19 protein-coding genes and 2 pseudogenes are annotated in these 23,404 nt (G+C 66.2%); 10 read left to right on the plus strand and 11 right to left on the minus strand.

Going from position 1 to position 23,404, the window contains the following annotated elements; genetic code table 11:
• Positions 1-225 precede the first annotated feature (225 nt).
• Both IPK20_11245 and IPK20_11250 read left to right on the plus strand, forming a co-directional pair.
• Positions 226-1,047 carry an aldolase gene (locus tag IPK20_11245; protein ID MBK8017227.1) on the plus strand — a complete coding sequence of 274 codons (822 nt, stop codon included), beginning with the start codon at positions 226-228 and terminating at the stop codon, positions 1,045-1,047.
• A pseudogene (locus IPK20_11250) lies at positions 1,044-1,849 on the plus strand (fumarylacetoacetate hydrolase family protein). Before IPK20_11245 ends, IPK20_11250 begins: the two are co-directional and overlap by 4 nt.
• Before the next feature lie 30 nt (positions 1,850-1,879).
• Here the strand turns inward: IPK20_11250 and IPK20_11255 are convergent.
• Positions 1,880-2,350, minus strand: a complete 471-nt coding sequence (locus IPK20_11255) for a septal ring lytic transglycosylase RlpA family protein (GenBank protein MBK8017228.1) — start codon at positions 2,348-2,350, stop codon at positions 1,880-1,882.
• A 242-nt stretch (positions 2,351-2,592) separates the two neighbouring features.
• The gene (locus IPK20_11260) at positions 2,593-3,612 is read right to left on the minus strand and encodes an SMP-30/gluconolactonase/LRE family protein (protein ID MBK8017229.1); all 1,020 of its coding nucleotides are present in this window, start codon (positions 3,610-3,612) and stop codon (positions 2,593-2,595) included.
• 431 nt (positions 3,613-4,043) lie between these two features.
• On the opposite strand from IPK20_11260, the gene IPK20_11265 reads away from it, so the two are divergent.
• Positions 4,044-4,898 carry a DMT family transporter gene (locus IPK20_11265; GenBank protein ID MBK8017230.1) on the plus strand — a complete coding sequence of 285 codons (855 nt, stop codon included), beginning with the start codon at positions 4,044-4,046 and terminating at the stop codon, positions 4,896-4,898.
• A gap of 132 nt (positions 4,899-5,030) precedes the next feature.
• On the opposite strand, the gene IPK20_11270 is transcribed toward IPK20_11265, so the two are convergent.
• From IPK20_11270 to IPK20_11280, 3 genes are all read right to left on the minus strand, one after another.
• Positions 5,031-5,675: a pyridoxamine 5'-phosphate oxidase family protein gene (locus tag IPK20_11270; protein MBK8017231.1), complete on the minus strand. Its 645-nt coding sequence runs from the start codon at positions 5,673-5,675 to the stop codon at positions 5,031-5,033.
• Positions 5,676-6,253: 578 nt separating this feature from the next.
• Complete coding sequence (locus tag IPK20_11275) at positions 6,254-6,790, minus strand: response regulator transcription factor (protein ID MBK8017232.1); 537 nt, start codon at positions 6,788-6,790, stop codon at positions 6,254-6,256.
• On the minus strand, positions 6,787-8,058 hold the full coding sequence (locus IPK20_11280; GenBank protein ID MBK8017233.1) for a HAMP domain-containing histidine kinase: 1,272 nt from the start codon (positions 8,056-8,058) through the stop codon (positions 6,787-6,789). The genes IPK20_11275 and IPK20_11280 overlap by 4 nt, the downstream gene beginning before the upstream one ends.
• Positions 8,059-9,190: 1,132 nt before the next feature.
• On the opposite strand from IPK20_11280, the gene IPK20_11285 reads away from it, so the two are divergent.
• The 6 genes from IPK20_11285 (at position 9,191) to IPK20_11310 (ending at position 14,957) form a co-directional block, all read left to right on the plus strand.
• Positions 9,191-9,391: a PEPxxWA-CTERM sorting domain-containing protein gene (locus IPK20_11285; GenBank protein MBK8017234.1), complete on the plus strand. Its 201-nt coding sequence runs from the start codon at positions 9,191-9,193 to the stop codon at positions 9,389-9,391.
• A 13-nt stretch (positions 9,392-9,404) separates the two neighbouring features.
• A complete protein-coding gene (locus tag IPK20_11290) occupies positions 9,405-10,007 on the plus strand; it encodes a TlpA family protein disulfide reductase (protein ID MBK8017235.1) in 603 nt (200 codons plus the stop codon).
• Positions 9,982-10,233 carry a DUF4266 domain-containing protein gene (locus tag IPK20_11295; protein ID MBK8017236.1) on the plus strand — a complete coding sequence of 84 codons (252 nt, stop codon included), beginning with the start codon at positions 9,982-9,984 and terminating at the stop codon, positions 10,231-10,233. The genes IPK20_11290 and IPK20_11295 overlap by 26 nt, the downstream gene beginning before the upstream one ends.
• Before the next feature lie 112 nt (positions 10,234-10,345).
• Entirely contained in the window at positions 10,346-12,877 is a 2,532-nt protein-coding gene (locus IPK20_11300; protein ID MBK8017237.1) for a DUF3570 domain-containing protein, read from the plus strand.
• A 57-nt stretch (positions 12,878-12,934) separates the two neighbouring features.
• Positions 12,935-13,921, plus strand: coding sequence for an FAD:protein FMN transferase (locus IPK20_11305; GenBank protein MBK8017238.1), 987 nt, complete (start codon positions 12,935-12,937; stop codon positions 13,919-13,921).
• A 202-nt stretch (positions 13,922-14,123) separates the two neighbouring features.
• The gene (locus IPK20_11310; protein MBK8017239.1) at positions 14,124-14,957 is read left to right on the plus strand and encodes a PEP-CTERM sorting domain-containing protein; all 834 of its coding nucleotides are present in this window, start codon (positions 14,124-14,126) and stop codon (positions 14,955-14,957) included.
• Positions 14,958-15,021: 64 nt separating this feature from the next.
• On the opposite strand, the gene IPK20_11315 is transcribed toward IPK20_11310, so the two are convergent.
• Together IPK20_11315 and IPK20_11320 are read right to left on the minus strand one after the other, a co-directional pair.
• Positions 15,022-17,232 carry a cytochrome-c peroxidase gene (locus tag IPK20_11315; GenBank protein ID MBK8017240.1) on the minus strand — a complete coding sequence of 737 codons (2,211 nt, stop codon included), beginning with the start codon at positions 17,230-17,232 and terminating at the stop codon, positions 15,022-15,024.
• Positions 17,233-17,461: 229 nt separating this feature from the next.
• Positions 17,462-18,304, minus strand: a complete 843-nt coding sequence (locus IPK20_11320; GenBank protein ID MBK8017241.1) for a PEP-CTERM sorting domain-containing protein — start codon at positions 18,302-18,304, stop codon at positions 17,462-17,464.
• Between the two features lie 241 nt (positions 18,305-18,545).
• On the opposite strand from IPK20_11320, the gene IPK20_11325 reads away from it, so the two are divergent.
• Positions 18,546-20,087 carry a sulfotransferase gene (locus IPK20_11325; GenBank protein MBK8017242.1) on the plus strand — a complete coding sequence of 514 codons (1,542 nt, stop codon included), beginning with the start codon at positions 18,546-18,548 and terminating at the stop codon, positions 20,085-20,087.
• Positions 20,088-20,304: 217 nt separating this feature from the next.
• Here IPK20_11325 and IPK20_11330 read toward each other — a convergent pair whose 3' ends face one another.
• From IPK20_11330 to IPK20_11345, 4 genes and pseudogenes are all read right to left on the minus strand, one after another.
• Positions 20,305-20,805: a BLUF domain-containing protein gene (locus IPK20_11330; protein ID MBK8017243.1), complete on the minus strand. Its 501-nt coding sequence runs from the start codon at positions 20,803-20,805 to the stop codon at positions 20,305-20,307.
• A gap of 181 nt (positions 20,806-20,986) precedes the next feature.
• Positions 20,987-22,067, minus strand: a pseudogene (locus IPK20_11335) (chemotaxis response regulator protein-glutamate methylesterase).
• Complete coding sequence (locus IPK20_11340; protein ID MBK8017244.1) at positions 22,064-22,582, minus strand: chemotaxis protein CheD; 519 nt, start codon at positions 22,580-22,582, stop codon at positions 22,064-22,066. Before IPK20_11340 ends, IPK20_11335 begins: the two are co-directional and overlap by 4 nt.
• Before the next feature lie 10 nt (positions 22,583-22,592).
• On the minus strand, positions 22,593-23,399 hold the full coding sequence (locus IPK20_11345) for a protein-glutamate O-methyltransferase CheR (protein MBK8017245.1): 807 nt from the start codon (positions 23,397-23,399) through the stop codon (positions 22,593-22,595).
• Between the last annotated feature and the right edge of the window lie 5 nt (positions 23,400-23,404).

Genomic DNA, 23,404 nt, shown 5'->3' on the forward strand with positions numbered 1-23,404 from the left:
AGGCGTACACGTTCGGGCAAGGACGATGGCATCGGCGCGAGTCGTCGACGCCGGGGTGCGCCGCTCGGCGGTGGTTGTGCAATGCGGGAGGAAGCCGCGATGCCGCATTGCGTCAGAGCGTTCTGTGCTCTTTCGTTTCCCCGCGCGCGACATGCCGAGGCGGGCCGCCGTGGAGTAGCATTCCGCCTCGCCGCAGGAAGGCGGCGATGGAGAGGGAAAGCAGGAATGAGAGACAACCCGGTCAAGCGAAAGCTCGGGCGCGGCGAGCCGGTGTTCGGGACCATGGCATGGGAGTTCTTCACGCCTGGTCTTCCGCAGATCTGCGCGGCGGCGGGCGCGGAGTTCGTGCTGCTCGACATGGAACACAGCGGCGTCAGTCTCGAGACCATCAAGGTCCAGACCGCGCTCTGCCGCGGGCTTCCCATCGCACCGTTCGTGCGCGTGCCGACTGCGTCGTATCAGTACGTGTCGCGCGTGCTCGACGCGGGCGCCATGGGTGTGATGGTTCCCATGGTGGAAACGCCGGACCAGGCGCGCAGCATCGTGAGCTGGAGCACCTATCCGCCCGCGGGAAGACGTGGTGCGGCTTTCGGTTCGGCGCACGACGACTACGTGGCCGGACCGGTGATCGAGAAGATGGCGAAGGCGCACGAGCGGACGTTTCTCATGTGCCAGATCGAAACGGAGGTCGGACTCGCGAACGTCGACAGGATCGCGGCGGTGAAAGGGGTCGACTGCGTCTGGATCGGCCAGTTCGACCTGTCGAATTTCCTGGGCATTCCGGCGGACTTCGCGCATCCGAAATTCCAGAAGGCAGTGGACCGGGTCCTCGCTGCGGCGCGAAAACACGGCAAGGTGGCCGGCTTCATGGTCACCGACGTGGCTGGCGCGAGGCAGTATTTCACGAGGGGATTCAATCTGATCGCCTATGGTCTGGATACTGCGCTGCTTCAGGCGGGCATCCGCGAGGGCATCGAGGCGTTGCATGGCTGCGCCGCGCCGGTCCCGGGCCCTGTCTCGCGGAAGAAGAAGGGAGGCCGATCATGAACGGGTCCGGCACGCTCGATTCCCGCCTGCAGTCTGCGGCCGGCAAGCTCGCGCAATGCCGATTGCAGCGCGAGCCCCTGGATGCATTGCCAGAGGATCTTCGCCCGGTGGACGAGGCCGAGGCCTATGCGATGCAAGAGGTTCTGCACGCCCGGCTGGCCGCTGCACTCGGTCCGGTGACGGGTCACAAGATCGGCTGCACGACGGCGGTCATGCAGACGTTCCTCAGGATCCCGAACCCGTGCGCGGGCGGCGTCTTCGAACGCACGGTCCACCGTTCTCCCGCGCGGCTGAGGCACGGCGATTTCGTGCGGGTGGGGGTCGAGTGCGAGATCGTCGCCAGGCTCAAGGCGGATCTGGTCCCCGCAGCTCGCCGTACGGTTTCGACGATGTGGCGCAGGCGGTGGGCGCCGTGATGGCAGGAATGGAAATCGTGGATGCGCGCTATGTCGACTACACCCGGCTCGACACGCCCACGTTGATTGCCGACGATTTCTTCGATGCCGGAGTGGTTCTGGGAGAGGAGCACGAGGACTGGCAGGGCATCGACCTTCCAACGGTGGGAGGCGTGACGCGCATCAACGGCGAGGAAGCAGGGCGGGGAACAGGCCGTGACGTGATGGGCCACCCTTTCAACGCCCTGGCGTGGCTTGCCAATCAGCGCTCGAGGCGGGGTCTGTCCCTGGCCGCGGGGGAATTCGTGTTTCTGGGAAGCGTCGTGGAAACCAAGTGGGTCACCCGGGGGGACCACGTGGTCATGGATCTGGACCGGCTGGGCCGGGTGGAGGCGCGTTTCGACTGACGGGGCGGGTTCTCCCGCCTGTTCGGCTACTTACTTGCTCAGGGAATTCACCGCGTCCCGGAGGTGGCGGATCGGCTCCCAGGACATGATCTCGATCTTTACCTTGGCCATCCCGGCTTTCACGAACCCGAGTTGCTGCGCGAGGGCATAGCTCACGTCGACGATCCGTCCCCGGACGTAGGGGCCGCGGTCGTTGATGGTGGCCGTGACGGTCCTGCCGTTCTCCAGATTGGTGATGCGCACCGAGGTGCCGAGCGGGAGGGTCTTGTGGGCGGCGGTCATGCCCAGGGGGTCGAACCGGACCCCGCTCGCCGTACGGCGGCCCTTGAATTCGTGGCTGTAGAAGCTGGCAAGGCCCACCTCGCCTTTCTGCCGCATCTCCGCGCCGGACGACGGCACTGCGTCCAGGGTGTTCTCGGGACCGGGAGCGATAGGTTCCAGCCCTTGCAAATCAGTGAGATCGGCGTTCTCTGCATCAGCCCGCGGGAGCTCCACTTCCATGGCTTGCGCCAGCCCCGCCAATGCCAGCAGGACGCCGATGATGGCGATCCGTAACATGGTCTCCATTCCTTCCGTGGTCGTTCCGGCGGTGCGATTGATCGGCTTGTGGGTCTGCGATCCGCGGGAATGCCCAGGGATCGCGTGTGCCGGAACAGCCCGAAGGATACCAAAGTTCCGGAAGGGCCCCGGACAGGGGCCCCGGAGACCGGCCCGGGTCAGGTCCGGGCCGGCGTGCTGGACGGTCAGGTCAGCGTGCCGCCACGGGTTTCGACGTACACGGCATACAGGGATGTGCTGCCGGTCATGAACAGCCGGTTCCGCTTGGAGCCGCCGAAGCACACGTTCGAGATGATTTCCGGCATGCGGATCATGCCGATGCGGGTACCGTCGGGCGCGAAGACGTGGACGCCGTCGTAGCCGTCGCCCACCCAGCCCATGCCCGCCCACACGTTGCCGTCCTCGTCGCAGCGGATGCCGTCGGCGAAACCGATCTTGCCGTTCATCTCCATGCTGGCGAACACCCGGCCGTTGCGCAGCCGCTTGCCATCCACGTCGTAGACCCAGATGACACTCTTCGCCTCCGAGTAGTGCGACAGACCTGTGTCAGCCACGTACACCTTCTTGAAGTCAGGGGAGAAGCACAGGCCATTCGGCTTGAAGGGTTCGTCCGCGACCTTCTGCACCTTGCCGGGACCGTCGCAGCGGTAGATGGCTTCCTTCTGGATCGGCTGCGGGCTGCCCGTGTTCAGGCGAACGCCCTCGTAGTGCATCAGGCCACCGTAACCGGGATCGGTGAAGAACAGCCAGCCGTCCGGGTGCGCCATGCCGTCATTGGGAGCGTTGAACTCCTTCCCGTTGTCCGCCTTGTCGGCAAGGATCGTGTAGGAACCATCCAGTTCGTAGCGGCCCACCCGCCGGGTGCCGTGCTCGAACGCGATCTGCCGGCCCTGGTAGTCGAACGTGTTGCCGTTCGAGTTGTGTGCGGGATAGCGGAACTGCCGGGAGACGTGGCCGTCCTCCTCGATCCAGCGGAGCTGTTCGTTGTTCGGGATGTCGCTCCAGATGAGGTACCGGCCCACGCCGTTCCAGGCCGGGCCTTCGGCCCACATGGTGCCGCGGTAGAGGCGCACGATCGGCGTGTTGCCGAGCTTGTACTTGAACCGCTTGTCCAGAACGATCACGTCCGGGTTCGGATACCGGGCGAGGGGACCGTCGGGATCGTACTGGTCGATGAAGTTGCGGGCGAAAGCCTCGGGCGCCATCGCCGTCAGCGCCGCGAGACCTGTCACTTTGGACAGGAATCCGCGCCGGCTGGCGGCGTCGGGTTGGGATTTGCCTTCGACGGGTTTGGAGAGATCGACGAACTCGTGCTCTTGGATGCGTTCCATTGCTGTTCTACTCCTCCAGTGGTTGTGGGCACATATGCAACATCGTTGCCGGAAGGATATTAACCCGTCCGGGCCTCTCTCAGGGATCGGGAGAGGGGACAACTCCCCGGCAGTCGAGCATGCCGAAGGGTCCCGCCGATTCTACGACGTAGGATGACGGTGGCAATCACTCCTCGGCGCATGCCGCAGCGGAGCCCCCAGGCGGGGGTGGCTCCGTTACCATTGGGCCGATGCAGACACCGGCGACGCCCTCCCCAGCGCTTCCCCCGAACCGGGCCCGAGGCGTCCATCCGCGCGCTGTCGTCATGGTGCTGGCCATGGCGTTGTGCTTCACGGTGCTCGAGACGACCGCCAAGTGGCTGAGCCGCAGCTATCCCGTGCCCATGGTGGTGTGGGCCCGTTACGCGGGACACGTAGGCCTCATGCTGATCTTCTTCGCGCCTGCGATGGGGCTCAAGCTGGTGAGAACGACACAGCCGACGAGCCAGCTCTCCCGGGCGACGCTCATGCTGGGCTCGACCCTGTGCAACTTCGGCGCGATCAGCTTCCTGCCACTGGCCGAGGTGAAGGCCGTGAGCTTCGTCTCTCCCCTGCTGGTGACCGTGTTCGCGGTCTGGCTGCTGAAGGAGCACGTCACACCGGGCCGATGGGTGGCAATTCTCATCGGGTTCGGCGGCACGCTGTTCATCGTCCGGCCCGGCTCGGCCATGCTCAACCCCGCCGTATTCCTCGCGCTGGGCTCGGCGTTCTGCTACAGCCTGTACCAGATCCTGACGCGGAGGCTGGGCGGGGACGACCCGCAGCTCACGTCGCTCTTCTACACGGCTTTCGTCGGATTCGTCTTCATGAGCTTCATGCTTCCGCACGTGTGGAAGCCGCCCGAACTCGTCCATCTCCCGGCGTTCCTCCTGCTGGGTGCGGCCGGGATGACCGGACACTATCTCCTCATCAAGGCGCTCGAGATCGAACGGGCCTCCGCCCTTTCGCCCTTCGGCTACACCCAGCTCCTCTGGATCAGCCTGTCGGGGTACCTGGTGTTCCACGATGTGCCGGACATGCACTCGATCATCGGCATGGTCGTCATCGTGGCCAGCGGCCTCTACGTCGCCTGGGGGCACCGCTACGTGAAGGACGAGGAGCCCGAAAGCGCGATGGAGTGAATGCGGTCCACCGGCGGAATGCCCGAGGCGGCTGCCGGCCGGATCGCCGGGTCGCGTTGCCCGACCGGGCGGTTGTACTCGAGGCAGCACGCGACGGCAGCCTCGTTGCCCCGTCGCGGACGCATGAATCTCTCAGCCCTTGCGGTACTTCTTCACGTAGGCAGGCAGAGGAACTTCCGCGGGCAGGCGTTCGTCGGGAATGGGTTTGCCAGCCACGAGCGACAGCGGCAGAACACCTGCCCAGACCGGCAGCGCGTAGTCGTCCTCGTCGTCGACGGGCGGGCCCGTGCGGATCTTGGCGGACGCCTCGTCGATGGGCATTTTCAGCACGGCGGTCCCATTCAATTCCTTGCGCGATGGCCCCCGGATCTCTTCCCAACGGCCTCGCATGATCTGATCGGAGATCACGGCCAGCGCGTGCACCTTTTCCGGCCCTTCCACGGGGACTGCAGTGCCGAGAACCACCGCAGACCTGTAGTTCATCGAGCTGTGAAATCCGGAACGGGCCAGAACGAGTCCGTCGAGGTGGGTCACGGTCAGGCACAGGGGCACCCCCCCGGCAAGCGTCTTGAGGGTGCGGCTCACGGCGGAACCATGGAGATAGAGGGTGCGCTCTTCCCGGCCGAAGGCAGTGGGAATCACGTAGGGCTGGCCGTCCAGCACGTAGCCCACGTGACATAGAAAGGACGCATCCAGGATGCCGGCGAGGGTCTCGAAATCGTACGCTGCCCGCTTGGGCAGACGGCGGACGGTCGTTCTTGGTGTCTTGAGCGCCATGGGAGTCTCGACGATGAGGGAATCCCAACGATAAACGGCGTGCGAGCGCTCGTCACGAACGGAAGCGACAAGAGGGAACTGCGAGACGTTTCGGGAAGGGCACTCCGCGGGACGGCGGAAGCGGCCAGACAAAAAAATTAGGGCAACCTTTGAGGGTTGCCCTATAAACCCCCTAGCGGGGGGAGGAGACCTACTTTTATTTGCGGCCGCGCCCACCGGAACTTAAGGGCCCCACCGCAAATATTCTTTCAAGCCATCGTGCCAGCTTAACAAAACTGGGCCGAAATCATAGTGGGTCATGCGCATTTTTTTGGCGAATATCCTGATCTAAGCGCTTGAAACCTCTCAATTCGGCATGCTCGTCACGTTCATGACCAGATAGACTCTGAAACGTATCGGGCGTTGCATTGGCTGACTGCAATTTTCTGAACATTGCTGCACTGCGAGATTCCACAGGCCTTCGCAGACCCGCCCGGCTGCGGTGGCGATCAGCCGGGGAACCCAAGCCGTCCCCATGTCGGATCCTGTCGTCGGGAGCCGGGACCGTACCCGGCCACGGGACCGCGCGGCGGATCGGCTCAGGTGCGCGGCGGATTCTTCGACAGCTTGCGCTGCAAGGTGCGCCGGTGCATGTTGAGCGCGCGCGCGGTCGCGGAGATGTTCCCCTGGTTCTCGTTCAGCACCCGCTGGATGTGCTCCCATTCCAGCCGGTCGACGGACAAGGGGCGCACTTCGGGGTCGTCGGCGTGCGCCTGGGCCGACTCTCCGAAGGCCGCCAGGATCTGGTCGGCGTCGGCCGGCTTCGCGAGATAGTGGGTGGCCCCGAGCTTGATGGCGTCCACTGCCGTGGCAATGCTGGCATAGCCCGTCAGGACCACGATACGTGTCGTGGCCGACATCCGGTGCATGGCCTCCACCAGCTTGAGGCCTGAGGCTCCCGGCATCCGCAGGTCCACCACCGCATAGTCGGGGCGCTTCGCGGCCGCCAGAGTCAACGCGTTGTCGGTGCTGTGGGCGACGCGGACCGAATAGCCTCTCCTTTCGAAAGCACGGGCAAGGACGGCGCAGAAGGTCTCGTCATCGTCGACCAGCAGGAGATCCGGCATCGTCGTCATCCGGCCGAGATCGCCGACAGAGGAAGGAGGACGGTGGTACACGCGCCGCCCTCCACCCGGTTGGACAGCGTGACCCTTCCGCCGAGCCGCTCGAGGGCGGAGTTGGCGATCATGAGGCCGACTCCCTGGCCTTCCGGTTTGGTGCTGAGAGGCGAACGTCCGGCGCGGTCCAGCACGTCGGGCGCAACGCCTTCGCCCCGGTCGCGGATTTCCACGGTCAGCATCGCGGGGGTCCACGTACCTCTCAGCTCGATACCCTCCTCGGATGCGTCGGCGGCGTTGTCGAGCAACGTGACGAGCGTGTGGGCGAGGCTGCGCTCCGCCACGATTCGGGGGACAGGCTGGCTGCCCTCCAGTTGCACTGTCACGTCGGCCCCGGGGCGCAGCGCCCGCCAGTTCTCCACGGTTCGCTCTAGGAACAGCTGGAGATCCTCCGCGCGGCCGCTCTCGATGCGGGATTGCCCTGCCGCGGCCACCAGGTCGGAAATGATGGTCTTGCAGGCGTCGACCTGCGTCCGCAGCGTGCGCAGATCCGACGCCAGCGAGGGATCGTCCACACGATCGACCGCCAGTTCCTTGAGCATGACGGCCATGGTGGACAGCGGCGTTCCGAGCTGGTGGGCTGCGCCTGCCGCCAGTGTTCCGAGCGCCAGAACCTGCTGGTCGCGCAGTGCGCGCTCGCGGGCCTCCGCCAGCTGACGATCCCGCTGCCGGAGCGATTCGGCCATCTTCACCACGAAGTAGGCGATCGCGCCGGCGGACAGCACGAAGCTCACCCACATGCCCAGGACGTGCAGGTCGAAGTCGCCGCCGCCGCCATGGTGCAGATGCGGCAGCGGGACGTAGAAGAATCCCAACGCGGAATAGGCGACGAACGTGGCGCCCGCGATCGCCCACGCATGACGGGCCTTGAGCACGGTGGCGGCGATGACGAGCGGTAGCAGGAATGTCGACACGAACGGATTGGACCAGCCTCCCGTGAAGTACATGATGCCGGCGAAGGTCCCGATGTCCGCGAGCAACTGGCCGAAGACGCTTCTCTCGCTCACCGCTCCCGGCCGGCGCAGGCGCCATTCGGTCCACAGATTGAGGCCCGCTGCCGCAGCCAGCACGGCGAAGAGCGGCGCGAGCGGAAGCTCGAGGTCGAGGTAGGCGCTCGCCACGCCTACGGCGGATGCCATGACGGCCAGGCCCACCCAGCGCAGCGTGGACAGGCGCCGCAGCGTACCCCGCGTCGAATCTCCGAGATGTCTTGGTGTGGAGCCCATGCCTCGTGCGGCAGACGTCTAAAGTGCGCAAGTCTAAGGGGCTGCGGCAGATGACTCGGAGGGGTGCGTCAATATGTCGCATTGACCCTCGCGCCGGGCTGGGCGAAGTTCCGACGATGCCAAGGTGATGTCCGGCGCGCGGATTGCCAGCCGATGGTTCGCGAAATTTCCCGGGAACCCTCCGCGAAATTGCCGGCGCGCGCCGGGGTCCGGACGTGAATCCGGCCGCGGAGATCCGCGCACGGGACCGCTTCCGTTCCGGCTCCGGGAGCCCTTCGCTCAACACTTATATCGAGACCAGACCGACATGTTCACGCTCAAGAAGCTGCCTGCCCTCCTTGCCCTTGCCGGACTCGGCGCCGCAACGCCCGCGTTCGCGCACATCGCCTTCTACGACATGAATCAGGGCCAGGTGATCGAATCCCTGACCCCCGCGGGCAAGGTCATCGCCGGCAACAATCTGCCGCTTTCCAATCCCGCCCACTGGACCCCCGCGTACCAGAACTCCACCGACGGCGGCATCTGGACGTCGCTGGGGGGTTCCTATGCCTCGGGTACGTGGGGGTATGAAGTCATCGCCGGCAACATGACGAGTTCCTCCTGGACCGACGCGACGCGGACGGCCGTCCCCGACACCAACCCGGGCGGCGCGCCGTACTACGCGCTGGGCGATAGTCACGAGGCCGGCTTCGCGAATTTCCACCTCGGCGGCACCTCGAAGGTCACCATCACCCTGTCCGACGCCTATGCAGGCAGTGGATACGGGGTGAATCCGTCGTTCTCCCTCTACCGCGGGGTCATCGTCTATGACGCCCACGACAGCGCCGCGGTCGACCCCCTCAATCCCACCTCGGGTGTGCCACCGACGAAAGTGCAGAACCAGAAGGACATCGGCGGCGTTGTCGACTCCCAGGGCATCACCTCGGTGTTCCGGGATACCACGACACCTCCCGGCGTCAGCTATACGGGCCAGTTCAATGCCCTGGGCAGCTGGAGCCAGGGCAGCGATGGCGGCGACTGGAGCGCCGTCGAGTTCATCCAGGCGGCGACGGGCAAGATCGATGTGACGGGCGGATGGGCGGGAAACTCCAACTCGAACACGCTGGAGATCGTTCTCGGCGCGGGCGACTACATGATCGCCTTCGGCGGCAATGCCACGCCCCTGAGCTACGCCGTGCCTCAATCGGGCAATGCCTTCGGGGGCGTCGCGTCCGAACTCGATCTCACGCTGTCCCTCCAGGTGGCCGCCGTGCCCGAACCCGAAACCTGGGCTCTGCTGGCCGCGGGACTGGGCCTCGTGACGGGGGCCTCCCGCCGACGCGCGCGCCGCTGAAACGGAACTTCGAGTGTCGCGAGCGGCACCGATCGCTGCAGGACCGGTCGGTGCCGTCCTGAACTCTCCGGCCTTGCGGGCCCGAATCGCGAGGCGTTCACTGGCCGTCGCCGGGGCTCTCGCAGTGCTGTTGTTCTCCGCTTTGTCCGCAGCACAGTCACCGGGGGCGCGGGCGCCCGCATGCAATCTCACCGCCTGGAACGGCGACGACGTCTCTCTGCGCGATCGGTATCGGGGCAAGATCGTCTACGTGGACTTCTGGGCGTCATGGTGCGCTCCCTGTGCGCAATCGTTCCCGTTCATGAATGCGCTCCACGACGAGTTCGGTTCGCGTGGTCTCGTCGTGCTGGGCATCAACGTGGATGAAAAACGCGAAGATGCGCAGCGCTTCCTTGCGAGGCACCCGGCGCGTTTTCCGCTGGCGCAGGGGGCCGACGGCGAATGCGCGAGCCGGTTTGGCGTTGCCGCGATGCCCACGTCGGTGCTGGTCGACGGCGAGGGAAACATCCGCCATGTCCACCCGGGATTCCGTTCTTCCGACGGACCTGTCCTCAGGGAACGGATCGTGCGCCTTCTGAACGATGCCGGACATGCCGCTCCGACTTCCACGCGTTGACGGCCGCTTCGGCCCTCCATTCCGAATCATTGCTGCAGTCATTGCCGGGGTGGCGTTCGCGGGGTGCAGTCCCGTCCAGCCCTGGGAACGCGGCAGGCTGGCCAAACCGCAGATGAGCGATGCGCCTCATCCTGCCCAGGAAGTCATGCGTCAGCACATCTACCGCAGCCGGGAGGCGACCGCCGGCAGCGCTGCCGCCAGAGGCGGCGGCTGCGGTTGTTATTGAACCTGAACCGTTCGTGATCCTTCGACATCGACGAGCGGGGTGGCGACGCCCTGTTTCGACAACGGCAGCAAGAGACGCGACGCTGGAGGCGCGGCTCACGGCCAGCCGCGCCGTGCCGCTGGATGCACTGGACTCGTCCATCGCGTCCGCACTGATGGCTGCCGCCATGGCGCTGCCCGGCATGGTGGCGGGCGCCGATGTCGACGACGCGGAGATCCACTACAGCCAGTATCAGGAGGGCGGCCGCACGTACTGGCCGGGCCCGGGAGGAACGGTGCGGGGGCTCGCTCCGCTGCGTGTCGACAGCATGCATGGCGATGCAAGGCTGAGGCTCACCGACCGGCTGAAGCTCGCCTTCGGCTTCGTGCAGGACACCTGGTCGGGCGCGACACCGATCCTCTCCGCACCCGAAGCGTTCCTTACGGTGACCGGGGCCTCCGCCTATCCGGTCAGCGACTCCCGCACCAATCGACAACTGGTTCCGTTCGGCCTGGGTCCCGCCTCCACCCGAGTGCCGCAACGCGACATCTACCACATGATGACGGCCGCGTCGGCGGAGACTCGAAGACAGGTGGACGTGACGCTGTCCCGCGAATGGGATCGTGCGACGACCGACGTGGCCTTCGGCACATCGGACGAACCGGATTTCCGCTCGCGCTTCGGCCGGATCGCCAACGCGTGGGACTTCGCCGGAAAACGCACGACCGTGACGGCGTCGGCGGGTTACACCAGCAGCACAGTCGATGCGAACCTCGGTCCTGCGTCGGCCTGGATCGATTACGGCCTCTATCGGCAGGCCTCTTCGGGGCCGCGCATCGTCGACCAGGATCAGGGCGGGCTCACCGTCCAACGCTTCAAGGGCGAACGCCAGGACTGGTCGGCGGGGCTGTCGCTGAAGCAGGTGATCGACCGGAACACCACCGCCTCGCTCGGAGTTTCCTTCGACCGCAGCTCCGGATTCCTGGAGAACCCCTACAAGCTCGTGATGATGGGTTTCGCCGATCCGGCGACCCCACCGGTGCTCTTCGGCGGTCTGTGGTTCACGCGCGTCTTCAACGTCGCGGAGAACCGCCCGCAGTCGCGCGCCCAATGGGCCATGGACGCCCGATGGTCGCACTACTTTGCCGGTCCGGACGCAGCACTGCAGCTGGATTACCGCTTTGCCCAGGACGACTGGAGCATCCGTTCGCACACCTTCGAAACACTCTGGAGCCAGGCCATCGGCCCTGACTGGCTCGTCACGCCGCGGATGCGCTACTACACGCAGACCGCCGCCGATTTCTACCAGCCCTATTTCCTCTTCGCGCTGCGGGCACCGACCCTGCCCGACGGGCATCTGGATTTCGGCCGGTTGCCGGCTCAGCACTACTCCAGCGACCACCGGCTGTCGGGCTATGGCGCAGTGAGCGCCGGCGTTTCGGTGACACGCGAACTGTCCCGGGGACTCAAGGTCGAGGCCGGCGCCGAGTATTACCTGCATGGGGGCAGGCTCAAGGCCGGTGGCGGGGGCGAAGACGTCTTTGCCGACTATCACTACTGGCTTTTCAACGTGGGGCTCAAGCTGGATTTCGACGGCCGCCGTGCCAGGCGTCCCGGAGACTCGTTCGACGATCCGGGCGGAGAGAATGCCTCCCACCACGATCACGCGCAGATGCCGCACGCGCACGCAGGGCACGCGGGAACGTGGCAGCCGGCCGGGTTGATGTACGGGCATTCCATGGGCGAGAAGGGCAGCCTCATGATCGCGTACCGGTTCGCGGCATCGCGGCAAGCGGGCCCGACGATACGCGGCGACCGCAAGGCCGGCGATGCCGAGGTGACGGCGCAGGCCTGCGAAGGGACGTCCTGTTCGCTCGTGCCCACGTCCATGAGCATGCAGATGCACATGCTGGACATCATGTACGGGCTGACCGATCGGATCGATCTCATGATCATGCCCCAATTCATGGACATGACCATGACCATGCGGCCCCTGGCCGGCGCGATCGTCGACGCCTCTGCCACGCACAGCCACGGTGGACACGACCGTCACGGATCGGGCGGGCTCGGCGACACGACCGTCGCCGCGTTGATCCGGATTGCGGGCAGCGGGTCGCACGAATTGCACGCAGGACTGGGGCTCAGCATACCCACGGGCAGCACCTCGGAGCTCATGAGCGCCGGTCATGCGCTCGACTACGGCATGCAGCCCGGCAGCGGCACCTGGGATGTCCAGCCCAGCGTCACGTACAACGGGCGCACCGCACGCCTCTTCTGGGGCGCCCAGGCGATGGCCACCCGGCGCACGGGCGGCTACAACGATGCCGGGTATGCGCTCGGCGATGCCACGCAACTTTCCGTATGGACCGGCTACAGTGTGGGCGACCGGCTCGCGGTATCGTTGCGCGGTCTGCGTTCCACGCAGGGCGCGGTGCGCGGAGTCCGTCAAGGGACGCACATGACCACCAGTCCTCCCGACCATCCGGGCAACTACGGTGGGCGGTTTCTCGACGTGGGTGTGGGTGTGAATTTCGTCGTGCCCGGGTTCGAGTCCGATGCCGGCAGGCTGGGGATCGAATGGCTCGAGCCCGTGCGCGACCGTTTCAACGGCTATCAGCTCGAACGCAAGGGCAACCTCTGGGTGAGCTGGTCGCTCGACTTCTGAGGCGCGCTGCGTGAGTGCACGGTGCCGTACCCGATTCTCCCCCGCGATGCGGCGCCCATGCCCGGCACGTGTTCCAACCCGGGGCCCCGGGGCCGTGCGGTTCCCTCGCATGGTGCTCGACGGGAGATCGCCGTGAGGCTCCATGCGCTCCGTTTCAAGGCAATGGGCTCGCCGTGCGAACTGCAGTGTCATGCCCGTGACGAGACCACCGCGCAGCGGGCGTTCCAGATGGCGCGCGCCGACATCGAGCGGCTGGAACAGCGATATTCGCGTTACCGGACCGACAGCTTCCTGTCGGAAATGAATCGTGTCGCCCTGCACGGGGGCACCATCGACATCGACGCCGAAACGGCGTCGCTTCTCCACTATGCCGACACGTGTCATCGCCAGAGCGACGGATTGTTCGACATCACGTCCGGCGTGTTGCGCGCAGCCTGGCGCTTCGATTCCGGGCTGCTGCCGGACCGTGGCCACGTCGAGGCGCTGCTGCCGCGCGTCGGCTGGCACAAGGTGCGGTGGACAAGGTCGTCGATCACCTTCGCGCCGGGAATGGAGATCGATCTGGGCGGGGTGGTCAAGGAGTACGCCGCAGACCGCGCTGCCGGCATCTGCCGCGAGCACGGCATCGCCCATGGTCTGGTCAATCTTGGCGGCGACATCCGCGTGATCGGTGCGGCACCCGATGGCCGGCCCTGGCAGATCGGTGTTCGTCATCCCCGTGCACATGACGCTGTGGCTGGCGGGCTTTCCGTGCGCGAAGGCGGCGTGGCCACGAGCGGAGACTACGAGCGATGCATCGTGGTGGACGGCGTCCGCTACGGGCACATCCTCAACCCGCTGACGGGCTGGCCCGTCCGGCACCTCGCGTCAGTGACGGTGATCGGCCCCTACTGCCTGGTGGCCGGCAGCGCGTCCACCATCGCCTTGCTCAAGGAAGACGAAGGGCCGCAATGGCTGCAGCGTCTCGGCTTTCCGCATGTGTGGGTGGATGCCGCCGGTGAAGTGGGCGGAACGCTGGGGCAGAGCGCTAGCGGCCCACGCTGACGGGACAGGGCCATGGGTATGTGCGCGCCGGGGGGGGGGTGCGGCATTGCGTCGCATTCCCGAGTGCGTTGCACGAACCTAAAGTTGCGGGCTCCGGCATGTCCCGCTTCGATGCGAGCCGCGTCAAGCCACACGGCCAGCACATCGCGTTGCCGGACCACACCCAATATCACCAACGATTCGGGAGATCCCCATGACATCCCTGCGCGCCATTGTGGGCCTTGCACTGCTTGCCTCGGCATCGATCGCCTCCGCTCACGTGAGCTACAACAATCGCGACTTCTTCGCGGCCCCGGCCACGTTCGACGGAGTGGACACCTACACGCTTACCGGCCTTCGCGTCGCCTCCAATTTCTCCTGGGCCGATGCCGCCGACGCCGATTGGGGCGACAGTCACAAGGGGCGTTTCCTCAAGTTCACGTTGACGCAGGAATCGTTCGTCACGCTGTCCGTCAGCGCGCAGAACGATCCTGGCCTGGGACTTGGAGATCTGATCCCGGCCTTCTCACTGTATTCGGGGCTCATTCCTGCCGCTTCCCATGAAGGCGCCACGGCCCCTGCCTACCTTGCGCATCACCCGGGCTTTCTGCCCGGTACCCCCTATGCCGCCGAGACCGGCAAGCTTGGCGACAAGGAAGGCGCCTGGAACGGACTGGGCAACTTCTGGATGGCCAACGACAACGGCGATGCCGCTGAAGTCACGTTCATCGGTTACGCGATCGACGGTGCGGGCGTCGATGTCAATGGCGACCGCAACGCGCAGGGCCAGCCCATCATCGACTACGCCGGCGATGGATCGGCCAATCAGAGCGTGACCGGAACATGGAAGCTGGCCGCAGGCAGCTATACGGTTGCCGTGGGCGGAGCGTGCTATACGTGCCAGTACACGGAAGACCCGAGCACCTGGGGCTCCAACCGTGTCTTCTCGGCGTCGCTCACGCTGGCCCCGGTGCCCGAACCCGAGACCTGGGCACTGACCGGCGCGGGACTGGCTCTCATGCTGCTGGCGACTCGCGGTCGCCGCGCTCAGCGCTGATCCGCTGCGTTTCATCTTCCGGCCAAAGGCCGCGACGCTCCGTCGCGGCCTTTTCGTTTCGTGGTCAGGGGGCCAGGAAGGTGTCGAAGGGCAGCAGCGCGTCGACGCGTCCGGCGGCGCCGATGGGCGGGACCAGGATGAACTCGTCGTCGCCCAGCACCGGACTCAATGCGTTCGTTCCCAGAATGCGCGTGTGGTCGCCCGGGCTGCCGTGAGGCACGCGCAGTTCCGGATGGTCGAACGGCGCGCGCTCGTATCGGACTCGGTCGTCCGTGAGAGACTTCAGGAATTCCACCACGTCGGCACGGGCCTGGGCGTCGAGCTGCAGCGTGGACTGCGGAAACACCATGCCGAACTGCTTGCTGCGCCCCTCGAAGTTTCCGCCACGGGAATAGAACTCCACCACCTCGTCCAGGGTGGCCATGCTTCCGTTGTGCATGTAGGGCCCGGTCAGTTCGACGTTCCGGAGCGATGGCACCTTGAATGCCGCGTCCGTGACGGCGAGCATCCTGCGGTTGTTGCTGCTTGCCAGCTCGGCTGCGGCGGCCGCCTGTGTCGGCACATAGACGCCGGACGGGTTGTAGCAGTCGGCCGTCTGTTGCGACTGCGGAACCACACCTTGCACCTGCGTGAAGATGAGCGGGTGCGGGATCGGCAGGTTGAACGCGATGGGAACCTGGAGGTCGCAGGGGCGCACTGTCATCACGACGGGATCCACGACCGCGGTCCGATTTCCGACGAGGTACTGCAGATACTGCTCGGCGAAGGACAGCGGATTGCCGAACGCATCCTTGCCTGCCAGCCCCGGATCCCATGTGTCCTCCACGACGCCTGTCGCGGCGAAGCCCGTGTCGACGAAGCCCGTGCCCTTGATCGCCGGCGTGCGTCCGATCACGTTGCGAGTCGTGCTCACCGTGAAGGTCTCCGTGCCGAAAGCCATCGGGTTGCTTCGCACCAGAGCAGCGTTGGTTTCCACAGCGGCCGAGGTGAACAGCGGTCCGATGTGGCAGAGATTGCAGTGAGCGGTGCGGAAGTGCTGCATGCCGCGGATCGCGCCGGGAGACAGATCCACCGGATTGCCTTCGGCGTCGCGGCGGCTGCGGTCGAACGGAGAGTAGTCGGAGACAAGGGTGGACTGGTACACCTGCAATGCCAGGGCGAAGAACATGCCGAAGTTCGCTTCGAACTGGTTGTAGGGCAGGGGAACATCACCACTTCCCGTCGGCTTGGGCGAGCCGAAGGGGCCACGGACACCCGACGACCAGAACTTCTGATTGAACGCCTCCCGGATCAGGGTGACGTAGTACGTCTTGAGGCCGGGCAGGAGCGCATTCCCCGTGCTGTACGCCAAGGGCCCCAGGACGCTGTCCGACGCATGCACGCGTTGGGACTCGAGCGGACGGCGCCACATGAGCTTGCGGCCGAGGTCCGCCAGGCTGCGGTTGGCGCAGCTCATTTCCGTCGCGCTCACCGGGGGCGCCAGCGCCTGCGAAGCCAGGGCCGAGTTCGAAAGCCGCAGCCTGAGCTTTGCCACGGCGCCGCTCGCCTGCTTGACCCAGACGCCCGCAGTGCGGTCGCGGTCGCCCCATGGACTGCTGCCGTTGAACGTGTTGTTCGCGCGGCCGTCCCAGAAGTTGCGGTAGTTGAACACGGCATTGATGACGCTCGGGGCGTTGCGTTCGATCACGCGCCGTGCGCCGACGCTGCCGACGTGGAAGACCGGATCGGCCGACCGGCTGCAATCGTCGGCTGACGCATCGGCGAGTTCCACCGTCCTGAATCCGCCCCCGAACGTGCCGGCCGACCCGGCGACATCATCGGATTTCCTGGCGAGTCCCGCGACTTCGATCTCGATCGCCGGATCCTTGGACTGCGTGAAAGGAAAGTCGCCGCGCTTCAGCGTGTAGTTCGCACCACGGGGAAATCCGTCGGATGCCTTGTCGAACGTCGGGACGCCGCCCGGTCCGGCCGGCGCCATCTGGTTCTTCACTCTTGCATCGGCACCCGCGTGGAAGTGGCACGACGCGCAAGCCATGCCGTCGCTGCCCACGTTCATGTCCCAGAAAAGCGCCTTCCCGAGGATCATCGCCTTCTGGCGATTGACGATGATGGGGTCGGGTCCGGTGGTGAGACCGGGAACCTCGGGGATGGCCACGCCCTTGAGCGAAACAGGAACGGGGCCGAGGTGCGCGAACGCGCCGGTGATGCCCGCAAGTGCGAGCAGCGCCGACACGGCTGTGACCGTGCGGCGTCTGGAAAACGAGAGTGATGACATGACCTACCCGACGGATGCTCGAAGGTCTCGCGCAAGCCGGGCGGCGGACCGGAAACTGCTCCCCCTGGCCCCATGACGTTCAGCCTGGAGGTTCCGCGTCATTGCGACGACGCGGAACGTGCGTGAAGACGACTTCGACGATTGCATGGCTGGCGAGCCGGCGCAGCGACAGGTGGCACCGCCAAGCGCCCTGTACCTTGCCGGCCCGCCAATTCTTCGATGGAGACGCTCAGGCGCGCTGCTTGCGGCGCATGAATGCCATCCCGACGAGGCCCGCAGCGAGCATGGCCCAGGTCTCGGGCTCGGGAACGGGTGCGGTGTTCACCGAGAGCGTCATGTTCTGGGTGCTGAGCGAATGATCGGACCCGCCGGCGAAGATGACGTACCAGCCCGGCTGCAGGTTCGTGAAGCTGATCTCCAGCCAGTTCGAACCCGTGCTGCCGGCGACGCCGCTCTCGTAGGTGTTATCGACACTGACGTCGTGCACACCCTGCAGAATGCTCTCTCCCCAACCCGTGCCGCTGTCGTGTGAAGGACCCGTCACGCCATAGGCGAGCGTCTGCTTCATGTTCGAGTAGGTCGTGACGCCATCGCCGCTCATCCAGTAGGTGCCGAACGAGCCGAGTTCGCCGACGGCATTGAAGGAGTGAGGCGTGTCCCAGCCGTTGTTCGCGACTTCGGTCGTCACGGCCGATTCGCCACCGTCGAACTTCGTGTTGCCGGAGGCCCAGACGGTCATCGCGGGCTTGTACGCCGCGCTGCTTGTCGTGGCTTCCAGGCGGATCGTCGTGTCGACGGCTTCGGTGAGCTGGAACGTCCACCAGGGAGAGCCGCCGGCGTGTGCCCACGCGGAGAAGTTCAGGCTCGGGTTGTCGGAATAGTTGCTCTTGGGCAGATCCTTGAATGCCGTGAGCGTGTCACCGGCGCCGATCGACGCGTCGCCGACCACACCGTTCCAGCTCTGGAACGTGACGGCGCCAGCGGCCACCGCGTCTGCTGCTGCGAAGACGGCGACCATGGCCGTCAGAGCGGTTGCGATGGCGGACCGTTGAAAGACTTTGCTTGATTGCATGGAGGAGGCTCCTGGTGGATGGGTTTGGACTTCCGGCACCGGTCTGTCGTGAATTGCGGGGGCTTCCGACCGTTGCACCGTGAAGGCCGATTCTAGGTTTGGGTGCCTTGCCCAGGACTGCGTCATGACGTCACATGCGACGATATGACGCATGTCGCGAACGGCCCCGCTCGCCCATCATCGGGCTACCGCCAGGGGTGCCGCGGCGGGATTCAGAGGTGGAGCGGAGAGCGATCGTTCGATGGATGCGGTGCAGCTGATCGCACGGGGCCGGACCGCAGTGCAACGTGGCGACTACGACAGCGCACGGGCGTGCTTCGAGGAGGTCCTGCGGATCGCGCCGCAGTCCGATATCGCGCTAGGCGGGCTGGGGCACTGTCTCGCCCGGCTGGGACACGTCCGGGAGGCGCGCGAGCGCCTGCTGGAAGCCGCGCGGCTCCTGCAGCGACCCGCGCGGAAGTCCGGCAACGTCGATCCGCTGCTCGATCTCGCGCACGAGCTGCACGGGCTGTTCGCGTTCGAACCTTCCCTGGCCGTCATCGATGCGGCGCTGAAGATCCATCCGGCCGCCGCCCGCGGCCATCACCTGCGTGCACAGGCCCTGGTGCGCATGAACCGGCATGAAGAGGCCCGCGTGTCCGCCCTGCGGGCCCGCACGCTGGCGCCGGACGCATCGAACGCGGCGATTCTTCTCGCCACGATCGACATCGAACTCGGCAGGCTCGACGAGGCCCGTTCGTTGTTGGAGACGGTGGGGGCGAAGCCGGGCGATCCCAATCTCGGTCGTGCGCTGTTCGAGCTGGGGCGCGTGCTGGACCGGCAGGGAGATGCTCCGCGGGCTTTCGAGTCGATATCGCGCGCGGGCCGGCTCGCGCTGTCCCGTCTGCCGCCCGGGCGCTTCGACGCGAATGCCGTGCCCTCGAGTCTCGCGCTGGAACGCACCCTCTGCACCGCCAGTTTCGTCGAGGACACGGCAGACGAGGGCCAAGCACGGTCGCCGGTGTTCATGATCGGCTTCTACCGTTCGGGGACAACGCTTCTCGAGCAGGTGCTGGACGCCCATCCGCAAGTGTCGACCAGCGACGAGCACGACATCGTGCCCAGGCTGATGCGCCATCTCGGGCGGCAGGCCGCAAGCCCCGGCGAGCACTGGACGCGGACGTTCCAGGCCGTGGGGCCCGCGGGGCGGCAGAAGCTGCGTTCGCAGTACTGGACGCTGGCGGAGGAGAGGGTGGGCCGTGCTCTTGCGGCCTCCGAGCGGTTCGTGGACAAGACGGCCATGAACACATTGCACGCGGGTTTCATTCGCGCCCTGTTTCCCCAGTCGCCGGTCGTCTTTTGCTTGCGCGATCCGCGCGACGTGCTCCTGAGCTGCTTCATGCAGGCTTTCGCACCGGATCCGCTCACGGTGCATTTCCTCGACTGGACCACCGGCGCCCGGTTCTACGATGCGGTGATGTCGCACTGGGAGCACATGCGCAGCGAACTGGACATCGCGTGCGTCGAGATCCGCTACGAGGACCTGGTGCGCGATCTGCGGCAGGCGGTCGGGCCGGTCCTGTCGCAGATGGGGCTGGAGTGGCAGGACGCGCCGGCTTCGTTTCACGAGCATGCGCGCGGCAAGGTGATATCCACGCCGAGCTTTGCCGACGTGTCGCGCCCGTTGTATCGATCCGCCGAAGGCCGCTGGCGCCGCTACGCGAAGGAGTTCGATGGCGTCGCGCAGTGGCTCGATCCGCACGTGATCCGCTACGGCTACGGCGATCGCGCGCGAGTCGAGTGATCTCCCGTTCGGAGGAGTCCCCCCGGCGCGGCCCTGCATCCATCCCGGATTCCATGGCGACCGGTGCCACTGCACTGGCGGGTCGGTGGTTGCCGCATGGTTCCGGGCCCCCTCGCCGCGGGTTGCCAGCCCGGAAACCGGGACGTGTGCGGACCGTCCCAGGCAGCGGCCAGCCGCAAGACCTGCGTCGCGGCCGCGCACAAGGGTCGGATCGCGTCTAGCCCGATACTTGCCGGATCGGGGCGGCGCCTTCCCTCGGCCGGGAGGACATCGCCCGGGTCCCGGCGGGGCCGGCGCCGGACCCGGCCCGACCCAACCGGTCCGACATCGCGCGCAGAAGTCGCAGCGCCTGCTCGTACTTCATCGATGCCGGATCGAATCTGTCCGCGGGCAAGCCGGCTTCCGCCAGAAGGCCATCGTCGCCCAGCGAATAGAAGCCCATGGACCAGTCGGCGAACTGCCGCACGGCGATCGGGCCGTAACCGAGGAGCACGAGATCCTTGTGCCGGGGGTCGGTCATGAGCTTCGAATAGAGCGCGTTCACGGCATCCGCGGGTCCCTCCAGGACCTGGAGAAACTCTTCGGCCCCGAACGTCAGCATGCCCGTGAGCCCCGCTTGCGCATTGCGGCTTCGGGCCACATCCAGCATCTGGACGAGTTCCGACATGGACAGCGGCCCGGACATCCTGCTCGCGTATACCAGTTGCACCAGATTCATGGGGATCTCCCGATTGGCACGACGTGACTCAGGCGGCGCGTCTGCAGTCCACGCTGCATGACGGTGCCGTCTCCCTGGAACGACTCCGGCCCGGGCGGGTCGACTCCTGCCCGATCCGGCTTGCTTCCATCCCCGACCTCGGCATGGTCTGATCGGTCTGCCCGCGGGTGGCTGCCGGTCCTCACGCCAGTCGGCTGATCTCTCTGGCGATCTCGGCCAACGGCACGATCGCGTCCACGGCGCCAAGCTTCACGGCTTCCTTCGGCATGCCGTACACCACGCAGGTCGCCTCGTCCTGCGCGACGGTCCGGGGCACCGACGTCGTGCATCTCCTTCATGCCGCGCGCGCCGTCGTCCCCCATGCCCGTCATGATGATGCCCGTGGCGTTCCGCCCGGCCTGCTGCGCGACCGACCGGAACAGCACGTCCACGGAGGGCCGATGCCGGTTGACCACCGGGCCATCGATCACGTTGACCTGGTAGTAGGCGCCATTTCGCTGCAGCAGCATGTGTTTCCCGCCCGGGGCGATCAAGGCGCGGCCGGGCACGACGCGATCTCCGTGCGCGGCTTCCCGCACGTCGATCTGGCAGACGCTGTCCAACCGCTGGGCGAAGGATGCGGTGAACTTCTCCGGCATGTGCTGCACGATCACGATGCCGGGACAGACCCGTGGCAATGCCACCAGGACCTCTTCGAGTGCCTGCGTCCCTCCCGTGGAGGTGCCGATGGCGACCACGCGTTCGGTGGTGCGGGCCATCGCATGCGCGTTCGAAGGCAGGATCGCATCGGCGGTCAGCTTGGGCGCGGGATTCACCATTCCCGCGGGTGCCGGACTCTTGGCGGCGGTCGCGCGAGGTTTGGCACGCGCTGCGGTCTTGACGGCCCCGATGAGTTCGGCCGCGGATTCCGTGAGGAAGTCCTTGAGTCCGATCTTGGGTTTGGTCACGAAGCTCACCGCACCGGCGGACAGTGCCTGCATGGTCGTTTCCGCGCCTTTTTCCGTGAGCGTGGAGCAGATGACGACCGGCGTGGGGCGTTCCGCCATGATCTTGCGCAGGAACGTGATGCCGTCCATGCGGGGCATCTCCACGTCCAGCACGATGACGTCGGGCCATTTCATCTTCATCCGTTCCATGGCGAGCAACGGATCGGCGACGGCCGCCATCACTTCCAGGGACGGGTCGCGCGCGAGCTGATCGGTCAGCACCTTGCGCACGACCGCCGAATCGTCCACCACCAGAACTTGCGTCTTGTTGCTCATGCGGGTCTCCGAAGAGTCTCGTCGGACGGTGGCTGGCGTTCAAAGCGGACCCGGACGTCTCCGGTCGCCAGATCGAACTCCACGTGCCGGTGCCCGCTGCCGCCGGTGTCTTCCATGTAGAGCGTGAATCCGTTCTTCTCGAGCAGGGATCGGCCGGCGGCGACGTTCCGGTCGCCGATCTCGGAGATCGACGAGCGGCGGATCATGGGGAACATGTGCCCGCCGCCCACGAGACTGGCGCGATACTCAGCGGGCCTGCTGCCGGCGCGTGTGATGTGCCTTACGAGTTCCGCGATTGCCTCGTCGGCGTAGGCACCCGGTTTGGAGCCAGGCCGCCGGCGGCCCGACGGCAGGAGATAGTGGCACATGCCCCCCATGCGCCGCTTGGGGTGCCACAGCGCGATGGACACGCAACTGCCCAGCAGGGTGCTGATGCGGCCCGGCGCAGGACCGAAATGGAGATCGCCCGGCATGAGGTAGATCTCCTCGATGGCGGGCTGCCAGGTTGCGATCATCGTCGGGGGCTCAGGTGGGCGCGTACACCGTGGGCAGTTCCGCGCGCAAGGCGGCCGTCACGCCGTTGAGGCTCTCGGAGTGGCCGATCACGAGCCGTCCCTCCGGTCCCAGGCGTTGAGCGAGCCGCTCGACCAGCGACTTCTTGGTCTCCACGTCGAAATAGATCATCACGTTGCGCAGGAAGATCACATCGAAGGGGGGGCCCTCCGCGAACGGGCGCTGCAGGTTGACCTGCTGGAAACGAATGCGGTTGCGCAAGGCCTTCGCCATCAGGAACTGCCCCTCGTACGGACCGGTTCCCTTGAGGCAGAAGCGGCTCAGATAGGCCTTGGGAATGTGCTCGGCCCGTTCCATCGGATAAAGGCCCTGACGTGCGGAGTCGAGCACACGGGTGGAGATGTCGGAGGCCAGGATTTCCCATGGCCTCTCTCCGAGCGTATCCGCCGCCACCATGGCGATGGTGTACGGCTCCTCCCCACTGGAGCATGCGGCACTCCACACGCGGAATGCACGGCCCGCCGGAGCGGCACGCATGCGTTCCCTGAGCCATTCGAAGTGCTTCGGCTCGCGGAAGAAATAGGTCTCGTTGGTGGTCAGCAGGTCGATCGCCGTCTGCAGCTCCGCGGGATCGACGCCACCATCGATGCGCTGCAGATAGTCCGTATAGGACCGCAGGCCGAGCTTGTGCAGCCGCCGTCCGAGTCGGCCGCACACCATGGGCTTCTTCTGAGACGACAACGTGATGCCCGCCTCCCGGTAGAGCAGGGTGCGCAGCGAGTCGAACTCGCGGTCGGTGATGGCGGTTTCCAGGACCATGCGGG

The organism is Betaproteobacteria bacterium (genome assembly GCA_016713305.1).
Classification (GTDB): Bacteria; Pseudomonadota; Gammaproteobacteria; order Burkholderiales.